Consider the following 17,147-nt stretch of genomic DNA (forward strand, 5'->3'; position numbering starts at 1 on the left):
GACTGCCGATCATGTGTATGGATTGCTTATCTATTCACACTGGGGATGTCATATTAGGCATTCTGTTGCCTTGCCATGCGCGGCGATTGAGCACGCACTTTCAGTGGGCGCGAGGAGGAGCTGACCACGACCCCGAACAGCCCGGTTTCAGCCGGATCAAGGCCAATCGGCTGCTGGCGCTCATCCGTCGCGGCCCATGCCGAATCCGCCCGATGCAAGCCGCCGCCGCGTGGCTTGCGTCACCATCACGAGACGTCGATCGCGATCGGCTGATCAGTGAATCGCCGCGTACATGATCTTTTCTTCGGTTGCTTCGAGCGCCGAGAACTCCTCGACCACCTTCCCCTGCCGGCTCACCAGGACGCGGTCCGAGAGTGCCAGGATCTCAGGCAGATAGGACGAGATCATCACGACGGCCTTGCCTTCGTCGGCGAGCTTGTTCAGGAGCTGGTGGATCTCGGCGATGGCGCCGACGTCGACGCCGCGGGTCGGCTCGTCGAAGATGATCAGCTCCGGCTCCTGCACCAGGGACTTGGCGACCACCACCTTCTGCTGGTTGCCGCCGGAGAGCTCGATGACCTTGACGTCCTTGCTGATCGCCCGGACGTTGAGATTCTTGATCCACGTCTCGCCGACGCTGGCGGCTTCCCGGCGCAGCACGAACGGCCGCTTCGCCGCCATCTTGGCGAGGAAGCCCATGTAGACGTTGCGGGCGATCGACATGGTCTCGAAGAAGCCCTCGACCTTGCGGTCCTCGGTGACGTAGGCGACGCCTGAATGCACCGCCGGCGCCGGCACGGCGAACCTCACCCGGCGGCCGTTGAGCACGATCTCGCCGCCGTGGAAGAAATCGCGCTTCAGCACGCCGGACACGACCTTGAAGGTCTCCGTCCGGCCGGCGCCGACGAGGCCGAAGACACCGGTGATCTGGCCGGCGAAGACCGAGAAGGAGTTGTTCTTGACCATCGGCGCCATGCGCAGGTTCTGCACCGACAGGACACGCGGCCCGCGCGGCCGCACGGTCTCCTTGCGCCGGCCGTAGACGGTCTGCGACAGGTCGCGGCCCACCATGGCCTGCACGATGCGGGCCCGGTCGAAGTTGGCGGTCGCATCGGTCACCACGTGCTTGCCGTCGCGCAGCACGGTGATGCGGTCGGAGATCTGAAGCGCCTCCTCCAGCGCATGCGAGATGAAGATGACCGAGACGCCGCGGCGCTTGAGCTCGAGCACGAGGTCGAAGAAGTACTTCTTCTCCTCGGGCGTGAGGCTGGCGGTCGGCTCGTCGAAGATGATGACCCGGGCGTTGTGCAGGACGGCGCGGGCGATCTCGACCATCTGCTTCTTGGCGGCGCCGAGCAGGCTGACCGTCGCCGTGGGCGACACGTCGAAGTTCAGCGATTGCAGGAACTGCTGTGCGGCGATGTAGATGCCGCGCAGCCGGTTGAAGTATTTTTCCTGGCCGAGGAAGAGATTCTGCGCGACCGTCATCGATGGCACCAGGCTGTTCTCCTGGAACACCATGGCGACGCCGAGATGGCGCGCCTCGAGCGGCGTCCTGGGCTGCACCTCGCGGCCGTCCACGAGCATCTGGCCGGACGTCAGCGCCACCACGCCGGCCATGACCTTGGTCAGGGTGGATTTGCCGGCGCCGTTCTCGCCGACGAGGGCGTGGATCTCGCCTTTCTCCAGGGTGAAGTCGACGTCCTCGATCGCCGGGACGCCCGCGTAGGTCTTGGTGGCCTTGCGCAGCTCGAGGACGGGTCCGGTCACTGGCTGAGCTCCGCTTCGATCTGGGCGATGGGCAGCCGCAGGATGCGCCCGTTGCCCTTGGCGAGGACGTAGAGGTCGCCGCCGCATTCGACAGCGGCGACGACGCCGTGATTGCGGCCGCCGGTGCGGCTGTGTAGCGAAAAGACCGGGGCGCCATCCGCGGCGAGGCGGATGACCAGCCCATAGGAGACCGGTGGCGCCCACGGCTTGAGGATGCCCATGGTCTTGATGTGCGCGCCCTGCATCGGCTCCAGGAAGGTGTGACCGGAGCTCAGTTTGGGGGCGACCCAGAACTGCGGCTCGATCTCCTTCATCATGCGGCGCCGATAGGCCGTCTCGCGCAGCACGAACTCGACGAGTTGGGTGCGGGCGGTGAAGGCCGTCAGCCAGAAGCCGCCGCCCGCCGCGGGCGCCAGGCGCGAGGGGTAGACCGGCAGGCCGTCGAGGATGGGCCGGCCGATCGTCCCGCCTTGGACGGAGAGGATGCGATGGCGCCAGCTCTCGGACGCCCAGATCTCGCCGCCGGCGGCCTGACCGGCGCCGAAGGCATAGGCGAGCCCGCTCGCCAGCTGTCGCGCCTCGCCGGTCGCCGGGTCGAGCGCGAGGACGCGCCCGCTGTCGCCCCGCAGCATCAGGTCATGGCACCAGTTGGCGTACGGCTGGGTCTGCGATCCATCGGTGGCGAGCAAGGTGCCCGCAGCCGTCGCCGCCAAGGCGTTGACCGCGTTGAATTTGACGCCGCCTGCCGCCTCGAAGGCACGGCCGTCGCGCGCCCCGCCGGCGATGTGGACGCGCCGGCCGTCGAGCGCCACCGCTAGGCCGCCGTCCGCCAGCAGACAGAACGCCGTGACGCGCCCGTCGAAGCGCGCGTGCTCGCGCGCCACCCCGTCGACGAAGCGCAGGATCGTCGGTCCCTGCGCGGCGAACAGCTCCCGGCCGTTGCTGGCCAGATCCTCGAGCTCGGCGAGCTCGGCGAAGACGGTGGCGTCCTCCAGATACTGGTTGGGTTTCAGCGCACCGTCGAAGGGCGGTACGGTGACCGCCGCGTCGCCGCGTCCGAGCAGGCGATCGGTGATCCTTGCGAGCATGCCGGTCAATGCTGTTTGCCCCAGCGCACGTCGTATTGCACGAAGGTCTTGTCGGCGTCGGGCAGCGCATAGCGGCCGATGCGGTTGTTCAGGATGCCGCCCAGGTAGAGGTTGCCGCGATGCTCGCGCATCGAGGTGATCATCGGATGGTTGACGCCGCCAAGGTCCCACAGCGATTCGAGCACGCGGCCTTGTTCATCGAATTTGATGACGCAACCGGTGTTGATGTTGGGGAACAGCCATTCGTCGACGGGCAGGCGCTTGGCCATCCGGCGGCGGAAGCTGGGCATGCGCCAGGCGAGGTCGAGGGCCGGGCAGCGCATGCCCACCATGGCCAGCCAATAGTGCCCATCCGAGGCGAGATTGATGTTGTCGGGGTAGCCGGGCAGGTTGTCGAGCACCATCTCGACCTGCCCCGTCTTGGGACCGGCGAACCAGTACCGCTTGACGGTGCAGCCCCACGTCTCGGCGAAGAACAGCGACTGGCCGTCTTTCGCCATGCAGATGCCGTTGGGGAACTTCAGTCCCTTCACGGCCGTGTGCGTGGTCTTGGTGGCGGGGTCGTAGCAGATGATGCGACCGTTGCCGCGCGCCTCCAGGCCGTCGACCGGCCATTCGTGCATCTCGTAGCGCACCGTGGCCTCCGAGAAGAAGATGCGGCCGTCGTCGGCGATGTCGAGGTCGTCGGCGAGCCGCAGGCGGCTGTCGTCGGTGACCGAGGTCAGGCTACGGTTGGTCTCGTCCGTCGCCTTCTCGACGTGCCGGTCCGGGGTGATCCGGTAGAGCCCCATGCCGCCGACGCAGACGTAGAGATTGTCCTGCCGGTCGAAGGCCATGCCGAGCGGGCTGCCGCCGATGTGGGCGTAGACCTCCATGCGTTCGTAGTCCGGCGGGAAGAAGCGGATGATGTCACCCTGGCGCGAGCCCGCATAGAGATAGTCGTTGCGGTCGAGAATGACGTCCTCGGGCGCCTCGATGCGGCCGAGGCCGATCTCGGTGACGTTGCGCAGCTTGTCGTTCTGGGCGAACGGCGTGCCGCTGTCCGGCGCGGTCGACGGCAGCGCCGGCATGGCGTGGTAGGTGGGGCTGACGTAGACCTTGCTGATGATGCGGTGGCGGTTCTTGAGCCAGCGGATGTCGATGACGGCAGCCAGGACGAGGATGGCGGCGAGCACCATGCGGGTGACGCCGCCCGGCGCCGAGAGCGTGGTCAATCCGTTGGTGATCAGCAGCACGATCAGGGTGCCGACCGCGGCCTTGACCACCGAGCCCTTGCCGCCGCCCAGGCTGATGCCGCCGAGGATGGCGGCGGTGAGCACGGTGACCTCCAGCCCGACGCCGATGTCGCCGCCGACGGTGCCGAGGCGGGCGGCGAAGAAGAGCGCGCCGATGGCGGTCAGCACGCCGCTCGCGATGTAGCAGCGGGCGATCACGGACCGCACCGCGATGCCGGAATTGTAGGCCGAGCGGCGCGAGCCGCCGATGGCCGTGATGTGCCAGCCGGGCCGCAACCGGGTCAGGAAGACGTGGCCGAAGACGGCGAGGGCGGCATAGAGCAGAGCGTCGCTCGGAATGCCCAGCACGTCGCCGCCGCCCATGAAGTTCCACAGCGGTGTGTCGGGAAAGGCGGCGGCGATCTGGTTGGAGTGCTCCAGGATGAGGATGTCGTAGAGCGCCCGGTAGATGATCAGGGTGATCAGCGTGGTGATGAAGGCGCGCAGGCGGAAATAGCCGATCAGGATGCCGTTCACCGCGCCGAGCAGGCCGCCGACCACGAGCGTGGTGACGATCACCAGCGGCACCGGCCAGTTGAGGATGTTGAGGCAGTAGAGCGCGCAGAAGTCGGTCAGCGCGAACATGGAGCCGACGGAGAGGTCGATGCCGCCGACGAGGATGACCAGCGCCATGCCGAAGACGACGAAGCCGATCTCGCCGAACTGCCGCGCCGTGTCACCGAGGCTGGCCGGAGCCAGGAAGCCCGGGATGGCGCGGCTCAGCGCCAGCGCGACGACGATGAGGACGAAGACCGGGATGGCCGTTTCCGTCCAGCGCTTGGAGAGGATCTCGCCGAGCAGGTGGTCGGGCCAGTAGCGGTAGCGCAGCTTGAGGAGGGTGTCGCTCATCGGCATCCGGCGGAAAAGGACAGGAGGAAGTCCGCCTGGAGCGGGCGACGAGGCCTGCGGCCATCGTCCCCGCGTCAGGCGCCGAGGGTGCGCGGCGGGCCGATGCCGGCCTGCCGTGCGGCGCGATCAACGGGCGCTGGTGATCTTGTCGAGGCTCCAGCAGGTGCCGTCGGTCGAGGCATTGGCCTTGGTGATCGGGATCAGCGTCGTATAGACGGAGCTCTTGGCCGAGCCCGCCTTCAGGTCGCTGGCGAGCAGCCACTTGATCATGCTGGCCATGTTGGAGGCCTGGGTGGGCACGTCGTAGCTCAGGTCGAGGTCGAAGGCGCCGGCCTTGACCTGGTCGCAGGCGCCCTTCTGCTCGCCGCCGCCGGAGGTGGCGACGAACACCTTGCCGGTGAGGCCTGCTTCCTTCACCGCGGCGGCGGTGCCGATGTCCATGCCGTCCCAGAAGCCGACGATGCCGCACAGGTCGGGGTTCTGCTGGAGCACCGTCTGGGTGATGGCCTTGGCCTTGGTCGCATCCCAGTCCGCCGCCTGGCTCGACACCACCTTGATCTCGGGATGCTTGGCGAGGATGTTCTCGACGCCCTTCAGCGTATAGGCGCTGGCCGCCGCCGAGAGCGCGCCCTGGACGATGGCGATCTTGTTGGACTTGCCCTTGCAGGCGTCGACGACGGCCTGGGCGCCGCGCTCGCCGATCTCGACCCAGTTGGCGCCGACGAAGCCGGTGGTGCGGTAGGCCGACCCCATGTTGATCTGGATGATGTAGATGCCGCTGGTCTCGGCTCGCTGCAGCAGCTTGGCATAGGTCTGTACGTCCGGATTATGGACGATGATCGCTGCAGGCTTTTCCGACAGGAGCGTCGTGACCGCCTGGGCGCCGGCGGTCGTGCTCCAGTTGGGGTCGCGAACCTCGACCTTGACGCCCCACGGCTCGAGCTCCTTCCGGATGCCGGCGACCCAGCCCTGGGCGAGGTCGAAGTTCATGGCCACGGGCACGACGGCCACCACCTTGCCCTCGAGCGCCTGCCTGAAGGGCCCCTGGAAGGGCTCGTCGAGACCTTTCTGCGCCAGGGCCGGTGCGGCCATGAGGCCGGCGAAGGCCAATCCGGCAGCCGCGCCCGCAAGCCGCGGCAACAACATCCTGAGACCCGACATCCTCAGATACATGTGATCCTCCCGTCTTGTTGGCTTTCGACCGGCCGATACGCGCGGCGCGGTGTTCAGATGTCGCCTTGCTGGGCCGTTTCCTCGTTGCGTGGGTTGACAAAGGAATCGGCGAGGATGGCGACGAGCAGCACCAGCCCCTTCACCAGGTTCTGCGCCGAGTAGGACAGGTTGAGGATCGTCATGGCGTTGAGCATGGTGCCGATGAGCAGCGTGCCGACGATGGTGTTGAGGACGCCGCCGCGCCCGCCGGAGAGGCCGATGCCGCCCAGCACGACGACGAGGATGACGTCGTAGATCAGGGTCGAGTTGAAGATGCGCGTCGGCATGCTGTTGATGGAGGCGGCAAGCACTAGGCCCGCGAAGGCGCCGATCAGTGCTGCCAGCACATATTGCAGCACGATGAGCGGGCGCACCGGCAGGCCGCTGACGCGGGCCGCATAGGGGTTGTCGCCCACCGCATAGATGTAGGCGCCGAGGCGGGTCGACTTGAGGAACAGCGCGACCGCCAGGCTCGCCAGCCCGAACATGATCACCGGCGCCGGGATACCGAGGATCGTGCCCCGCCCAAGGACTGCGAGGCTGTCGAGCGCCGGGCTCCACTGGACGACATCGATCTTGAAGAAGGCAACCTGCCCGAGGCCCGCCAGAAACAGCCCCGAGGCGAGCGTCGTGAACAGGGACGGCACGTCGGCGTAGGCGATCAGCCAGCCGTTGATGAGCCCGAATACCAGCGCCAGCGCGATGCCGGCCGCGAGCGCCGCCGGGACGGAGTGCCCGTATTGCACCATCTGCAGCACGAGCCCCGCCGGGACTGAAAGCGAGGCGACGAGCGAGAGATCGACGCCGCGGCCGATGACCACGATCGACATGGCCAGGCCCAGAATGCCGAGGATCGCGACGTTCTGGAGCAACGTCAGCAAATTGTTGGATCTGAAGAAGCCCGGCAGGAACAGGGAGAACCCGACGAACAGGACGACGAACAGGACGAAGACGATGACCTGCTGGGAGAACCTGATCTTCATCATCGCCTCGTGCGCGTCGCCGTGCGGCCGAAGAAGGTCACGTATGGATCACGGGGGCGAGGGGTTGGGCGCGCGGCGCGTGACCGAGCACGCCCGTCCCTGGCCATGCAGGGGGCGCGTACCGCCCGGCGTATGCGAATGGCGCAAGCATCCACGTCGCCTCCCTCGAGCATGTCCGGTCGGGTGATGGCCCGGCACGGGAGACGCTCTCATCGCCGTCGTGCGGCGTTATTCGCGGCAGCCCGATCGAAGGCTTCCTTGCAAGCGACCAGGCGGCACCGTCACGCCCACCGGGCAACGCCGAGCGACCCCGCTTTTTTGCAGCATGTTCGCATCTACCGAGCGGTGTCAAGCGTACCGAACTGAAAATCAGTTAAGTGAATTGACATTTGATTCGCCGCTTTCCATGCTTGTCATAAGGGAGGATGCAATGACCGCAGCGGCCATCGAAGGACGGCTGAGAGAGAAGATTGGCCGCGACAGCGGCGGCGCCGATGCGCTGAGCTATTTCGGCGTGCTGGCCGACGGCCATGCCGGGCTCACCTTCGAATACGGTGTCACGAATCCGACGGGCGCCGAGCGCCACTACGTGCTGAAGATCGCGCCCATCGGCGTGACCCGGCGCGGCAACACCGACGTCTATCGCCAGGCCCCGCTGCTGCGCGCGCTGCACGGCGTGGGCCTGCCCGTTCCGGCCGTACCGCTCGCCTCTGCCGCCGAGGATGAGCTCGGCACGCCCTACATCGTCATGGAGCGGCTGCCCGGACGCAGCTTCGTCGTGTGGGAGCCGCATGCGAGCTTTTCTCGCGAGCCCGCCGCCGTCGACCGAGTCTGGCGCACGGCGGTCGCAGCCCTTGCCCAACTGCATGCCTTCGACTGGCGCACCGGCTTGGCCGGCTGGGAGACGCCGCGGCCGCTGGCCGACGAGGTCGGCTACTGGGCGCCGATCCTGGAGAAGGCGCAGGAGGAGGCGTGGCGGGCCAAGGGACGGCGGCTCGGCGAGCGGCTGGCTCGCAGCGTCCCGCCGCCGGGGCCCATCGGCATCGTCCACGGCGACTATCAGCCGGGCAACGTCCTCTATGACGACGGCCGCCTGACCGGCGTGATCGACTGGGAGCTCGCGAGCATCGGCGCGCAGATGCTCGATCTCGGCTGGCTGGCGATGATGGCCGATCGGGCCTGCTGGCATGCCGACTGGCAACCCGTGTCGACGATCGACCGCGAGGACGTGGCCGAGACCTACGCGGCTGCGGGGGGCTTCGAGGCGAAGGACCTCGCCTGGTTCCAGGCGCTCGCCTGCTACCGCCTGGGCTCGATCACCTGTCTCAACGTGAGGCTGCATCGGACCGGGCGGCGCGTCGACGACCTGTGGGAGCGCTTCGTCTCCAGCATCGACACGCTGTTCGAACGCGGCCTCGAGCTTGCGGAGGCGGACCGCTGATGCTGCGCGGTGTCGATCCGATCTGCTGGCGTAGCGGCGGTGGGACCCGCCCCCCAACAGTCCCTCCGCTTCGCTCGGGACGGCCTCCCCACGAGGGGGAGGCCGTTCGTATAGCCGGCTCGCTTACCCTCGAGCGCTGCAAGCAAATGCTCCTCCCTCCCCCACGAAGTGGCGGGGAGGGGTAGGGGTGGGGGGCGGTACCGCCGCTCTGCGCTTTCAGAACAAGAGCTGACGCGCGCAGCCGGCAAGACGGCTCGTCACAATCATTCGGAGAAAGGGCAGCGGCGATGATCGACTTCTCGGTACCTCCAGAGCTCTCAGCCCTCGGCGATCGGATCGGCGCCTTCATCCGCGACGAGGTGATCCCGTTCGAAAACGATCCGCGGCAGGGACCGCACGGGCCGAGCGAGGACCTGCGCCGGGAGCTTGTCGGCCGGGCGCGCCGCGCCGGCCTGCTGTCGCCGCACGGTCCCGCGGAGTGGGGCGGGCTCGGCCTCGACCACGTGGGCATGGCCCTCGCCTTCGAGCAGGCCGGCTATTCGCCGCTCGGGCCGCTGGCGCTCAACATCCAGGCGCCGGACGAAGGCAACGTCAACCTCCTCAACGTCGTGGCCACGCCCGCGCAGAAGGAGAGGTGGCTGCGGCCCCTGGTGGCCGGCGACATCCGCACCGTCTTCATGATGACCGAGCCGAACAACGGCGCGGGCTCGGATCCGTCGCTGCTGTCCACCGTGGCGCGGCGGCAGGGCGATCATTTCGTCATCGACGGCCTGAAGTGGTTGATCACCGGCTATCCCGACTCGGCGCTCACCATCATCCTGGCGAAAGCGCTCGACGAGCAGGGCGCGGATCTCGGCGCCACCATGTTCCTGGTGCCCACGGGCACCCCCGGCATCCGCATGGTGCGCATGCTCGATTCCATCGACAGCAACTCGCCGGGCGGCCATGCGGTGATGGCCTTGGAAGGCCTGCGCGTCGCCGCCGAGGACGTCCTCGGCCAGGTCGGCCACGGCTTCCGCCACGCTCAGGTGCGCCTCGGCCCGGCCCGGTTGACCCACTGCATGCGCTGGCTGGGCCAGGCCCGGCGCTGCCACGACATCGCGGCCGCCTATGCCGGCCGGCGGCAGTCCTTCGGCAAGGCGATCGGCGAGCACCAGGGCGTGGGCTTTCAGTTGGCCGACAACGAGATCGACCTGCACCTCGCCCGCCTGGCGATCCAGCATTGCGCCTGGCTCCTGGACCAGGGCGAGCGCGCGCGCAACGAGACCAGCCGCTGCAAGGTCTTCTGCTCGGAGGCGCTGGGGCGTGTCGTCGACCGGTCCATGCAGGTGCTCGGCGGACTCGGCATCACCGGCGATACGGTGGTCGAGCGGACCTACCGCGACATCCGCTGCTTCCGCATCTACGATGGCCCGTCCGAAGTGCACCGGCACGTCCTGGCGCGGGAGGCTCTCAAGAACGCTCAGAGCTGGACATTCGGCACGGAGGCCACGGTCGGCGCAGCCTAGAGCATTTCGCCATTGGATGGACCCATCCAATGGCAGAGAAATGCTCATAGTCTTTTGAATCTGGAGCGCTTTCTCGCGATTGGGTGGACACACCCAATCGCGAGAAAGCGCTCCAGAGCATGGTCCCCAAAAGTGCCCACCGGTCTTGGGATGAGCTCATGCTCGAAAGCAAAGGACCTGGAGCGGAATGATGATTCGAGGACAAACCACCCCGCTGTAAGTCGCGGGTGCGACCGGTCCAATCGCAGGTGCGTCACAGGCAATGGGAGGCGTCTTCATGCTGATCGAGCGCGCTGCTTCCTACGATGAGATCTATCGCCGGTTCCGCTGGAATATCCCAGAATACTACAACATCGCCCATGATGTCTGCGATCGGCACGCCGCCGGCGCCGACGGCACGGCCCTAATCACCGAGAGCCCCGACGGCGCCGTCCAGCGTTTCAGCTTCAGCCAGGTCCAGCGCCTGGCCAACCGCATGGCCAACGTCTTTCTCGCAGCAGGGGCCAAGCGCGGCGACCGGGTCATGATCGTGCTCGGCCAGGATCCGCTGGCCGCCGTCGCCCACGTGGCGTGCTGGAAGGCGGGCCTGGTGTCGCTGCCGACCTCGGTGCTGTTCGGCGTCGATGCCGTGGCCTACCGGCTGACGGACAGCGAAGCGCTCATCGCGATCACGGACCTGGAAAACTATCCCAAGCTCGCGGACGCCCGGGCCCAGGCCGGGCGCCCCTCCACGATCTTCCTGATCGATGGCGCGCTGTCCGAGGCGTCGTCGATAGAAGCGGCCATGGCGCAGGCCTCGGATGCCTTCACCACCGTGACGACACGGGCGGAGGAGCCGGCGTTCATCAACTACACGTCAGGCACCACCGGCTGGCCGAAGGGCGCGCTGCACGCCCACCGTGCCATGCTCGGGCACATGCCCGGGGCCGAGTTCGGCTTCCACTTCTTCCCGCAGCCGGGGGACTGCATGTGGTCGCCGGCGGACTGGTCGTGGCTGGCCGGCCTCATGGACGTGTTGATGCCGGCCTGGTTCCACGGCGTGCCGGTCGTCGCCTCCCGTCAGAGGAAGTTCGATCCTGAGCAGGCCTTCGCGCTGATGGGCCGGCACGGCGTCCGCACCGCGCTGCTGACCCCGACCGCCCTGAAGCTCATGCGCCAGGTCCCGGACGGCATGGCCCGCAGCGGCACGCAACTGCGCTGCGTGCTGAGCGGCGGCGAGTCGGTCGGCGCCGAGCTGCTGGACTGGGCCGGGCGCGAGCTGCGGGCGCAGGTGAACGAGGCCTACGGCCAGACCGAATGCAATCTGGTGCTCGGCAATTGCGCCAGCGTCATGCCCGTCAAGCCCGGCTCGCTCGGGCGCGCCATCCCGGGCCACGTGGCGGCCATCGTCGACGACGCCGGCACGCCGCTCGCGTCCGGCGCGGTCGGCAACATCGCGCTGCGCCGTCCCGACCCGGTGATGCTGCTGGAATACTGGCGCAAGCCGGAGGCGACGCGGGACAAGTTCGCCGGCGACTGGCTCATCACCGGCGACCTCGGCCATATGGACGAGGACGGCTATGTCTGGTTCCAGGGCCGCGCCGACGACGTCATCACCAGCTCCGGCTACCGCATCGGGCCGTCGGAGATCGAGGATGCGATGACGCGCCACCCTGCGGTGGTGATGGCTGCCGCCATCGGCGTGCCCGATGCCACGCGGACCGAGATCATCAAGGCGTTCGTCGTGCTGAAGGCCGGTGCCGTGCCCTCCGCCGGCCTGGCGGAGGAGATCCGGGCCTTCGTCGGCGAGCGGCTGGCCCGCCACGAATGCCCGCGGCAGATCGAATTCGTCGACGAGCTGCCGATGACCACCAACGGCAAGGTCATCCGGCGCGCCCTGCGCGAACGGGAGGCTGCGGCGAGGGCGTGAAGCCGCGCTTGCCTGCCGCGGAAACCGCAGGCAGACATCCGCCGGCACGCACGAGCAGACGGTGACATGTTGCAGAGGAAATCCGCGTCGAAAGCTGACAGCCCGGCTGGAAAGCAGACGCATCCCGCCTTCGACCGCTCCGAGGAGTATCAGCGCCGGCGCCTGGCGATGGTGCAGACGGCCGTCTATCTCTTCAATAGGGGCGGATTTCACGGCACGTCGATCGGCGATATCGTCAAAGAGCTTGGGGTTTCGAAGGCCGCACTCTATTATTACTTCGTGGACAAGACCGACCTTCTATTCAACTGCTACCTGCATGCCGTCGACAATGGGCAACTGCTGGCCGAAGCTGCGGCCGCCAACGGCGGGACCGGCTTGCAGAAGCTCGAGACCTACATCCGGAGTCAGTTCGACGCTCTCGTCCGGAAGGAGGGCGCGGCGTGGATCCTCAGCGACCTGTCGGTGCTGAGCGCCGAGCAACGCGACGAGGTGAAGAAGCGCTCGCGCGTCGTCGACGGCCTGGTGCGGGCCTTCATCCAGGAGGGTATCGACGACGGCAGCATTGCCGCCACCGACCCGCGGATCACCGAGTTTTTCCTCATGGGGTCGATCAATTGGCTGCCCCGCTGGTACAAGCCCGACCTCGGATATACCGCCGCCGAGCTGACTGAGATTTTTCTGCGCTTCGCCTTCGACGGCCTGCGGCCGCGGCGGGCGGCAGCGGGTTGAGGCGCCGTCGAGCCTGCCGTGCGTCAACGCCGCGCCTGACGCGGCCATCCTCCATTTGCAGGAGCGTGGCGGCCGCGACCGGCTGACGTCGCCTGGGCGATGATCGCCGGATCCCGGCAATGGCGAGGCTTCTCTCTGGCGTCAATAAAATTTGCTTTGCCCGCGGGCAAAATATGGAAGCAAATTTCCCGTCATCTATCCTATTTTGCACTTAATCGGAGTAACCGTCCGGTACGAACGACCCGGCCGGCAAGTCATTCACGTCTCATGTTGTCTCTCGCACATCGCCGCGACCACAGCGCCTGGCCGACGACGCAGGAGTATTCGATGCCGCGATCCGTCTCGTCCAACGGGGTTTCCCGTCGCACGCTCCTGAAGGCGGCCGGCGCCACGGGCCTGGCGGCTTCGGCCGGCGTGCTGGCCGGCAACATCTATGCCCCCGCCATCGCCGGGCCGGCGCCCAAGATCCGCCTCGCCTGGACCGAGGTCGCGGCGTGCCATTCGCCGCTGGGCTTCGGCGTCGCCAAGGGCATCTACGCCAAGCACAACCTCGACGTCGAGCTGTTCTACCAGGGCGCCAGCGGCCAGACCCTGATCCAGGCGCTGGCCACCGGCAAGGCCGACGCCGGCGCCGGCCTCATCGGCGACTGGCTGAAACCGCTGGAGCAGGGCTTCGACGTCAAGCTGTTCGTCGGCTCGCACGGCGGCTGCCAGCGCCTGCTCGCCTCCCAGGCCTCGGGCATCAAGGACGTCGCCGGCCTCAAGGGCAAGACGATCGCGAGCTACGACGTGGTGTCGCCGCCCAAGGTGGCGTTCCAGGTGACGCTGGCCAAGGCCGGCATCGATCCGGAAACCGACGTGACGTGGAAGGTGGTGCCCTTCGACCTGGTGGGGGAAGCCGTCAATCGCGGTGACGCCGATGTCGCCGCCCACCTCGATCCGTGGGCCTATTCCATCGAGAAGAAGTTCGGCTTCCTCAAGCTCGCCGATACGCAGACCGGCGTCTACGAGGGCCACACCTGCTGCGTGCTCGGCGCCAACGGCCCGTTCCTCGCCGCCAACAAGGACGCGCTGCGCCGCCTCGCCGAAGCGAACATCGAGGTGCACGACTACACGGCGGACCATCCCGACGAGGTGGCGCAGTGGTACTTCGAGACGCTCAAGCCGGCGGGCCTCACCCAGGCCGAGCTGACCGAGATCCTCGGCACGCTGGTTTATCACAACCATCCGATCGGCCAGCCCCTCGTCGACCAGATCCAGAAGACGGCCGACGACCTGCGGCTCGTGAAGGTGCTCGAGCCCACCACGGATCCCAAGGCGTTCGCGGAGCGCGTCACGGTCAACCTGCTCGGCTGAGACCGCACCATGGCCGATGCGACCCAGACGTTCGACGACGCGGCCGTCGCCGAACCGTCCGTGACGTTCGGCGGCGTCTGGCTCAGCGGCGTCCTCGCCGCGTTGTCCTGGGCCGCCGCCGCGCTGATCACCGTGAGCCTGCCGGACGTGGTGCCGTGGGGCAGCGCCAACCTGTTCGCGGCGCTGACTGCGGGCGCGGCGCTCGTCTTCCTCGTCCTGGCCTTCGCCGTGCAGCGTCTGGGCCGCCTGGGCGAGGTCCTCCACCACTACGGCCCGTGGTTCGTCGTCGTCGGCATCTGGCTTGCGTTGTGGGAGCTCACCACGGCGAAGTTCGGCTGGCTGCCCAAGCCCTTCTTCTCGCCGCCGCACGGGCTCCTCAATGTCTACGTGACGGACGGCTCGCGTCTGCTGCTGTGCATCGTCTACACGCTGCGCCTGTGGTCCCTCGGCTTCCTGTCGGGCATCGCGGTGGGCTACGTCGCGGGCGTGGCGCTCGGCTGGTCGAAGCCGTTCGCCTACTGGGGCATGCCGTTCCTGAAGCTGATCGGGCCGGTGCCGGCGACCGCCTGGATCCCCGTCACCTTCTATTTCTTCCCGACCACGTTCGGCGCCAGCATCTTCATCGTCGCGCTGGCTTCGGGCATCCCGGTCGCCATCCTCACCGCGTCGGGGGTCGGCTCGGTCAGCCGCGCCTACTACGACGTCGGTCGCATCCTGGGGGCGAGGAGCTGGTACCTGATCCGCCGCGTCGCGATCCCGGCCGCCATGCCGCATGTCTTCGTCGGCCTGTTCATGGCGCTGTACTACTCGTTCGCGGTGCTGGTGGTCGCCGAGATGCTCGGCGCCAAGTATGGGCTCGGCTGGTACATCCAGTTCCAGACGGCCTATTCCGGCTACGCCAACGTCTATGCGGCCATCATCATCATGGCGGTGCTGTGCGCCGGCATCATCCGGCTGCTGTTCGTGGCGCGGGGCCGTCTTCTCCGCTGGCAGGAAGGGTTCATCTGATGGCCGAGACGGCGCTGGCGGCACGGCCCGCGGACCCGGCTCCAGCTCCCGTCGCGGATGGCGGCACGGCGGTCGAGGTCCGCGCGGTCAGTCATCAGTTCCGCCTCTCGGGCGCGCGGCTGCCGGTGCTCGACGGGGTCGAGCTCAGCGCCGCCCCCGGCGAGTTCGTGGCGCTGCTGGGCCCGTCCGGGTGCGGGAAGTCGACGCTGCTGCGTCTCGTCGCCGGGCTGGAGCAGCCCACGGCCGGACGGATCGCGGTCGGCGGCCTTCCGGTCGATCGGCCGGACCCGTCGCGCATCCTGGTGTTCCAGGATCCCACGCTGTTTCCGTGGGCGACGGTGCGCCAGAACGTGGCGACGGGCCTGGAGGCGCGCGGCGTGCTGAAGCAGGAGCGCGGTCGCGTGAACGAGGCGCTGGCCCTGGTCGGCCTGGCCGGCTTCGCCGACGCCTATCCCCACCAGCTCTCCGGCGGCATGGCGCAGCGGGTGGCGCTGGCGCGCGCGCTGGTCAACGATCCGGCCCTGCTGCTGCTCGACGAGCCGCTGGGCAAGCTGGATTCGCTGACGCGGCTGACCTTGCAGACCGAGCTGGTGGGGCTCTGGCAGCGCAACGGCTTCACCGCTCTGCTGGTGACCCACGACGTGGAGGAGGCGCTGCTGCTGGCCTCGCGCATCATCGTGTTCAGCGACCGGCCGGCGCACATCAAGGCGGAGTTCCGCTTCGACAAGCCCTATCCCCGTCACCGCGACGATCCGGATCTGGTGGCGCTGCGCCGCCGCATCCTGGGCGCGCTGGGCTTCGCCACGTGAGGTAGCGATGCGTGCGGTCCATCTCCTGTCGCTCGGGCTGCTGATCCTCGCCGCCGCCGTGCTCTGGTGGTGGCTCACCTATCGCGACGTCATCCAGTACGCCTATCTCCCGGCCCGCGACGCAGCTGTCTGCCTCGTCGGCCAGACCGACGTCTGCTCCCTTGCCCGCGCGCTGTGCCGAGGCTCGCATCCGCTGGCCGTCGCGAACTACTGGTGGGGAACTTTCTGGATCGGCCTGGCCATGACGTCGCTCAGCCTGACGGTGGCTCGGCCCTGAGGCCTGCACCACGGTCCGCTGTCGAGCGTAAAAAATGCGCAGGGATCCGAGGGCGCATCGGACTATCGTTCGCCACCCTCCAAGTCACCGAGCTCAATCCATGACCCACTACGTGGCCCAGCCCATCGAGGCAGCCCTGACCTCACGCTACGGGGACGCGGCCGCCGGCCTCGCGCCGCGCTGGAACGACACGATCGCGGCGCTGCTGTCCCATCGCTCGGTGCGCGCCTTCCTGCCCGACCCGCTGCCCGAGGGCACGATCGAGGCCGCGGTCGCGGCGGCGCAGTCGGCCCCCTCGTCGTCCAACCTGCAGACCTGGAGTGTGATCGCCGTCGAGGATGCCGCCACCAAGGCCACGCTCGCCGCCTACGCCAACGGCCAGAAGCACGTGGCGGAGGCGCCGCTGGTGCTGGTGTTCCTGGCGGACCTGGCGCGGCTGGAGGAGGTGGGCCGCCGCAACGAGCGCCCCACCGAAGCCCTCGCCTTTCTCGAGACGATGCTGGTCGGCTTCATCGATGCGGCCCTGGCGGCGCAGAACGCCGTGGTCGCGCTCGAATCGCTCGGCCTCGGCACGGTCTACCTCGGCGCTATCAGAAACCGGCCGGTGGAGGTCGCCGAGCTGCTGCATCTGCCTTCCAACGTGGTTGCCGTTGTCGGACTCGTCGTCGGCCACCCGGACGCCGCCCGCCCCGCGGAGGTCAAGCCGCGGTTGCCGCAGCGCCTGGTGCTGCACCGGGAGCGCTACGACGCCAGCCTGCCGCAGGAGGAGATCGATGGCTACGACACCACCCTGGCGGCCTTCCAACGCGGACAGAACGTGCCGGTGGCAGGCTGGACCGAAGCGGCGCTGCAGCGGGTGCAGGGGCCGCAATCGCTCAGCGGCCGCGACCGCCTCAGGGAGGCGCTGACCAGGCTCGGCTTCGGCCTGCGCTGA

At 68.0% G+C, this 17,147-nt stretch carries 14 protein-coding genes; 9 read left to right on the forward strand and 5 right to left on the reverse strand.

What is annotated here, in order from left to right; translation table 11 throughout:
* Window positions 1-273: 273 nt before the first annotated feature.
* The 5 genes from ACZ5PO_RS13010 to ACZ5PO_RS13030 form a co-directional block, all read right to left on the reverse strand.
* Complete coding sequence (locus ACZ5PO_RS13010; RefSeq protein ID WP_464194022.1) at window positions 274-1,770, reverse strand: sugar ABC transporter ATP-binding protein; 1,497 nt, start codon at window positions 1,768-1,770, stop codon at window positions 274-276.
* Window positions 1,767-2,858, reverse strand: a complete 1,092-nt coding sequence (locus ACZ5PO_RS13015) for a hypothetical protein (RefSeq protein WP_464194023.1) — start codon at window positions 2,856-2,858, stop codon at window positions 1,767-1,769. Before ACZ5PO_RS13015 ends, ACZ5PO_RS13010 begins: the two co-directional genes overlap by 4 nt.
* Window positions 2,859-2,863: 5 nt before the next feature.
* Window positions 2,864-4,987, reverse strand: coding sequence for an ABC transporter permease (locus ACZ5PO_RS13020; RefSeq protein ID WP_464194025.1), 2,124 nt, complete (start codon window positions 4,985-4,987; stop codon window positions 2,864-2,866).
* Between the two features lie 120 nt (window positions 4,988-5,107).
* Window positions 5,108-6,154: a sugar ABC transporter substrate-binding protein gene (locus tag ACZ5PO_RS13025; protein ID WP_464194027.1), complete on the reverse strand. Its 1,047-nt coding sequence runs from the start codon at window positions 6,152-6,154 to the stop codon at window positions 5,108-5,110.
* Window positions 6,155-6,207: 53 nt separating this feature from the next.
* The gene (locus tag ACZ5PO_RS13030; RefSeq protein ID WP_464194029.1) at window positions 6,208-7,179 is read right to left on the reverse strand and encodes an ABC transporter permease; all 972 of its coding nucleotides are present in this window, start codon (window positions 7,177-7,179) and stop codon (window positions 6,208-6,210) included.
* Between the two features lie 427 nt (window positions 7,180-7,606).
* Here ACZ5PO_RS13030 and ACZ5PO_RS13035 point away from each other — a divergent pair, with 427 nt between their 5' ends.
* The 9 genes from ACZ5PO_RS13035 to ACZ5PO_RS13075 all read left to right on the forward strand — a co-directional run bounded on the left by ACZ5PO_RS13035 (window position 7,607) and on the right by ACZ5PO_RS13075 (window position 17,147).
* The gene (locus tag ACZ5PO_RS13035) at window positions 7,607-8,617 is read left to right on the forward strand and encodes a phosphotransferase family protein (RefSeq protein ID WP_464194031.1); all 1,011 of its coding nucleotides are present in this window, start codon (window positions 7,607-7,609) and stop codon (window positions 8,615-8,617) included.
* Between the two features lie 287 nt (window positions 8,618-8,904).
* Window positions 8,905-10,125: an acyl-CoA dehydrogenase family protein gene (locus ACZ5PO_RS13040; protein ID WP_464194033.1), complete on the forward strand. Its 1,221-nt coding sequence runs from the start codon at window positions 8,905-8,907 to the stop codon at window positions 10,123-10,125.
* A 280-nt stretch (window positions 10,126-10,405) separates the two neighbouring features.
* Complete coding sequence (locus ACZ5PO_RS13045; RefSeq protein WP_464196822.1) at window positions 10,406-12,034, forward strand: AMP-binding protein; 1,629 nt, start codon at window positions 10,406-10,408, stop codon at window positions 12,032-12,034.
* A 66-nt stretch (window positions 12,035-12,100) separates the two neighbouring features.
* A complete protein-coding gene (locus ACZ5PO_RS13050) occupies window positions 12,101-12,763 on the forward strand; it encodes a TetR/AcrR family transcriptional regulator (protein ID WP_464194035.1) in 663 nt (220 codons plus the stop codon).
* A gap of 327 nt (window positions 12,764-13,090) precedes the next feature.
* On the forward strand, window positions 13,091-14,119 hold the full coding sequence (locus ACZ5PO_RS13055; RefSeq protein ID WP_464194037.1) for an ABC transporter substrate-binding protein: 1,029 nt from the start codon (window positions 13,091-13,093) through the stop codon (window positions 14,117-14,119).
* 9 nt (window positions 14,120-14,128) lie between these two features.
* The gene (locus tag ACZ5PO_RS13060; RefSeq protein ID WP_464194039.1) at window positions 14,129-15,127 is read left to right on the forward strand and encodes an ABC transporter permease; all 999 of its coding nucleotides are present in this window, start codon (window positions 14,129-14,131) and stop codon (window positions 15,125-15,127) included.
* The gene (locus ACZ5PO_RS13065) at window positions 15,127-15,936 is read left to right on the forward strand and encodes an ABC transporter ATP-binding protein (protein ID WP_464194041.1); all 810 of its coding nucleotides are present in this window, start codon (window positions 15,127-15,129) and stop codon (window positions 15,934-15,936) included. The genes ACZ5PO_RS13060 and ACZ5PO_RS13065 overlap by 1 nt, the downstream gene beginning before the upstream one ends.
* 7 nt (window positions 15,937-15,943) lie before the next feature.
* The gene (locus tag ACZ5PO_RS13070; RefSeq protein ID WP_464194043.1) at window positions 15,944-16,213 is read left to right on the forward strand and encodes a hypothetical protein; all 270 of its coding nucleotides are present in this window, start codon (window positions 15,944-15,946) and stop codon (window positions 16,211-16,213) included.
* A 100-nt stretch (window positions 16,214-16,313) separates the two neighbouring features.
* Window positions 16,314-17,147: a nitroreductase family protein gene (locus tag ACZ5PO_RS13075; RefSeq protein ID WP_464194045.1), complete on the forward strand. Its 834-nt coding sequence runs from the start codon at window positions 16,314-16,316 to the stop codon at window positions 17,145-17,147.

The organism is Chelatococcus sp. KU-N122, from assembly GCF_055391085.1.

Excerpts from the sequence above, each read along its gene's own strand:
- ACZ5PO_RS13015 (WP_464194023.1), bottom strand. The coding sequence starts at position 2,858 with ATGCTCGCAAGGATCACCGATCGCCTGCTCGGACGCGGCGACGCGGCG.
- ACZ5PO_RS13020 (WP_464194025.1), bottom strand. The coding sequence starts at position 4,987 with ATGCCGATGAGCGACACCCTCCTCAAGCTGCGCTACCGCTACTGGCCC.
- ACZ5PO_RS13025 (WP_464194027.1), bottom strand. The coding sequence starts at position 6,154 with ATGTATCTGAGGATGTCGGGTCTCAGGATGTTGTTGCCGCGGCTTGCG.
- ACZ5PO_RS13030 (WP_464194029.1), bottom strand. The coding sequence starts at position 7,179 with ATGATGAAGATCAGGTTCTCCCAGCAGGTCATCGTCTTCGTCCTGTTC.
- ACZ5PO_RS13035 (WP_464194031.1), top strand. The coding sequence starts at position 7,607 with ATGACCGCAGCGGCCATCGAAGGACGGCTGAGAGAGAAGATTGGCCGC.
- ACZ5PO_RS13040 (WP_464194033.1), top strand. The coding sequence starts at position 8,905 with ATGATCGACTTCTCGGTACCTCCAGAGCTCTCAGCCCTCGGCGATCGG.
- ACZ5PO_RS13050 (WP_464194035.1), top strand. The coding sequence starts at position 12,101 with ATGTTGCAGAGGAAATCCGCGTCGAAAGCTGACAGCCCGGCTGGAAAG.
- ACZ5PO_RS13055 (WP_464194037.1), top strand. The coding sequence starts at position 13,091 with ATGCCGCGATCCGTCTCGTCCAACGGGGTTTCCCGTCGCACGCTCCTG.
- ACZ5PO_RS13060 (WP_464194039.1), top strand. The coding sequence starts at position 14,129 with ATGGCCGATGCGACCCAGACGTTCGACGACGCGGCCGTCGCCGAACCG.
- ACZ5PO_RS13065 (WP_464194041.1), top strand. The coding sequence starts at position 15,127 with ATGGCCGAGACGGCGCTGGCGGCACGGCCCGCGGACCCGGCTCCAGCT.
- ACZ5PO_RS13070 (WP_464194043.1), top strand. The coding sequence starts at position 15,944 with ATGCGTGCGGTCCATCTCCTGTCGCTCGGGCTGCTGATCCTCGCCGCC.
- ACZ5PO_RS13075 (WP_464194045.1), top strand. The coding sequence starts at position 16,314 with ATGACCCACTACGTGGCCCAGCCCATCGAGGCAGCCCTGACCTCACGC.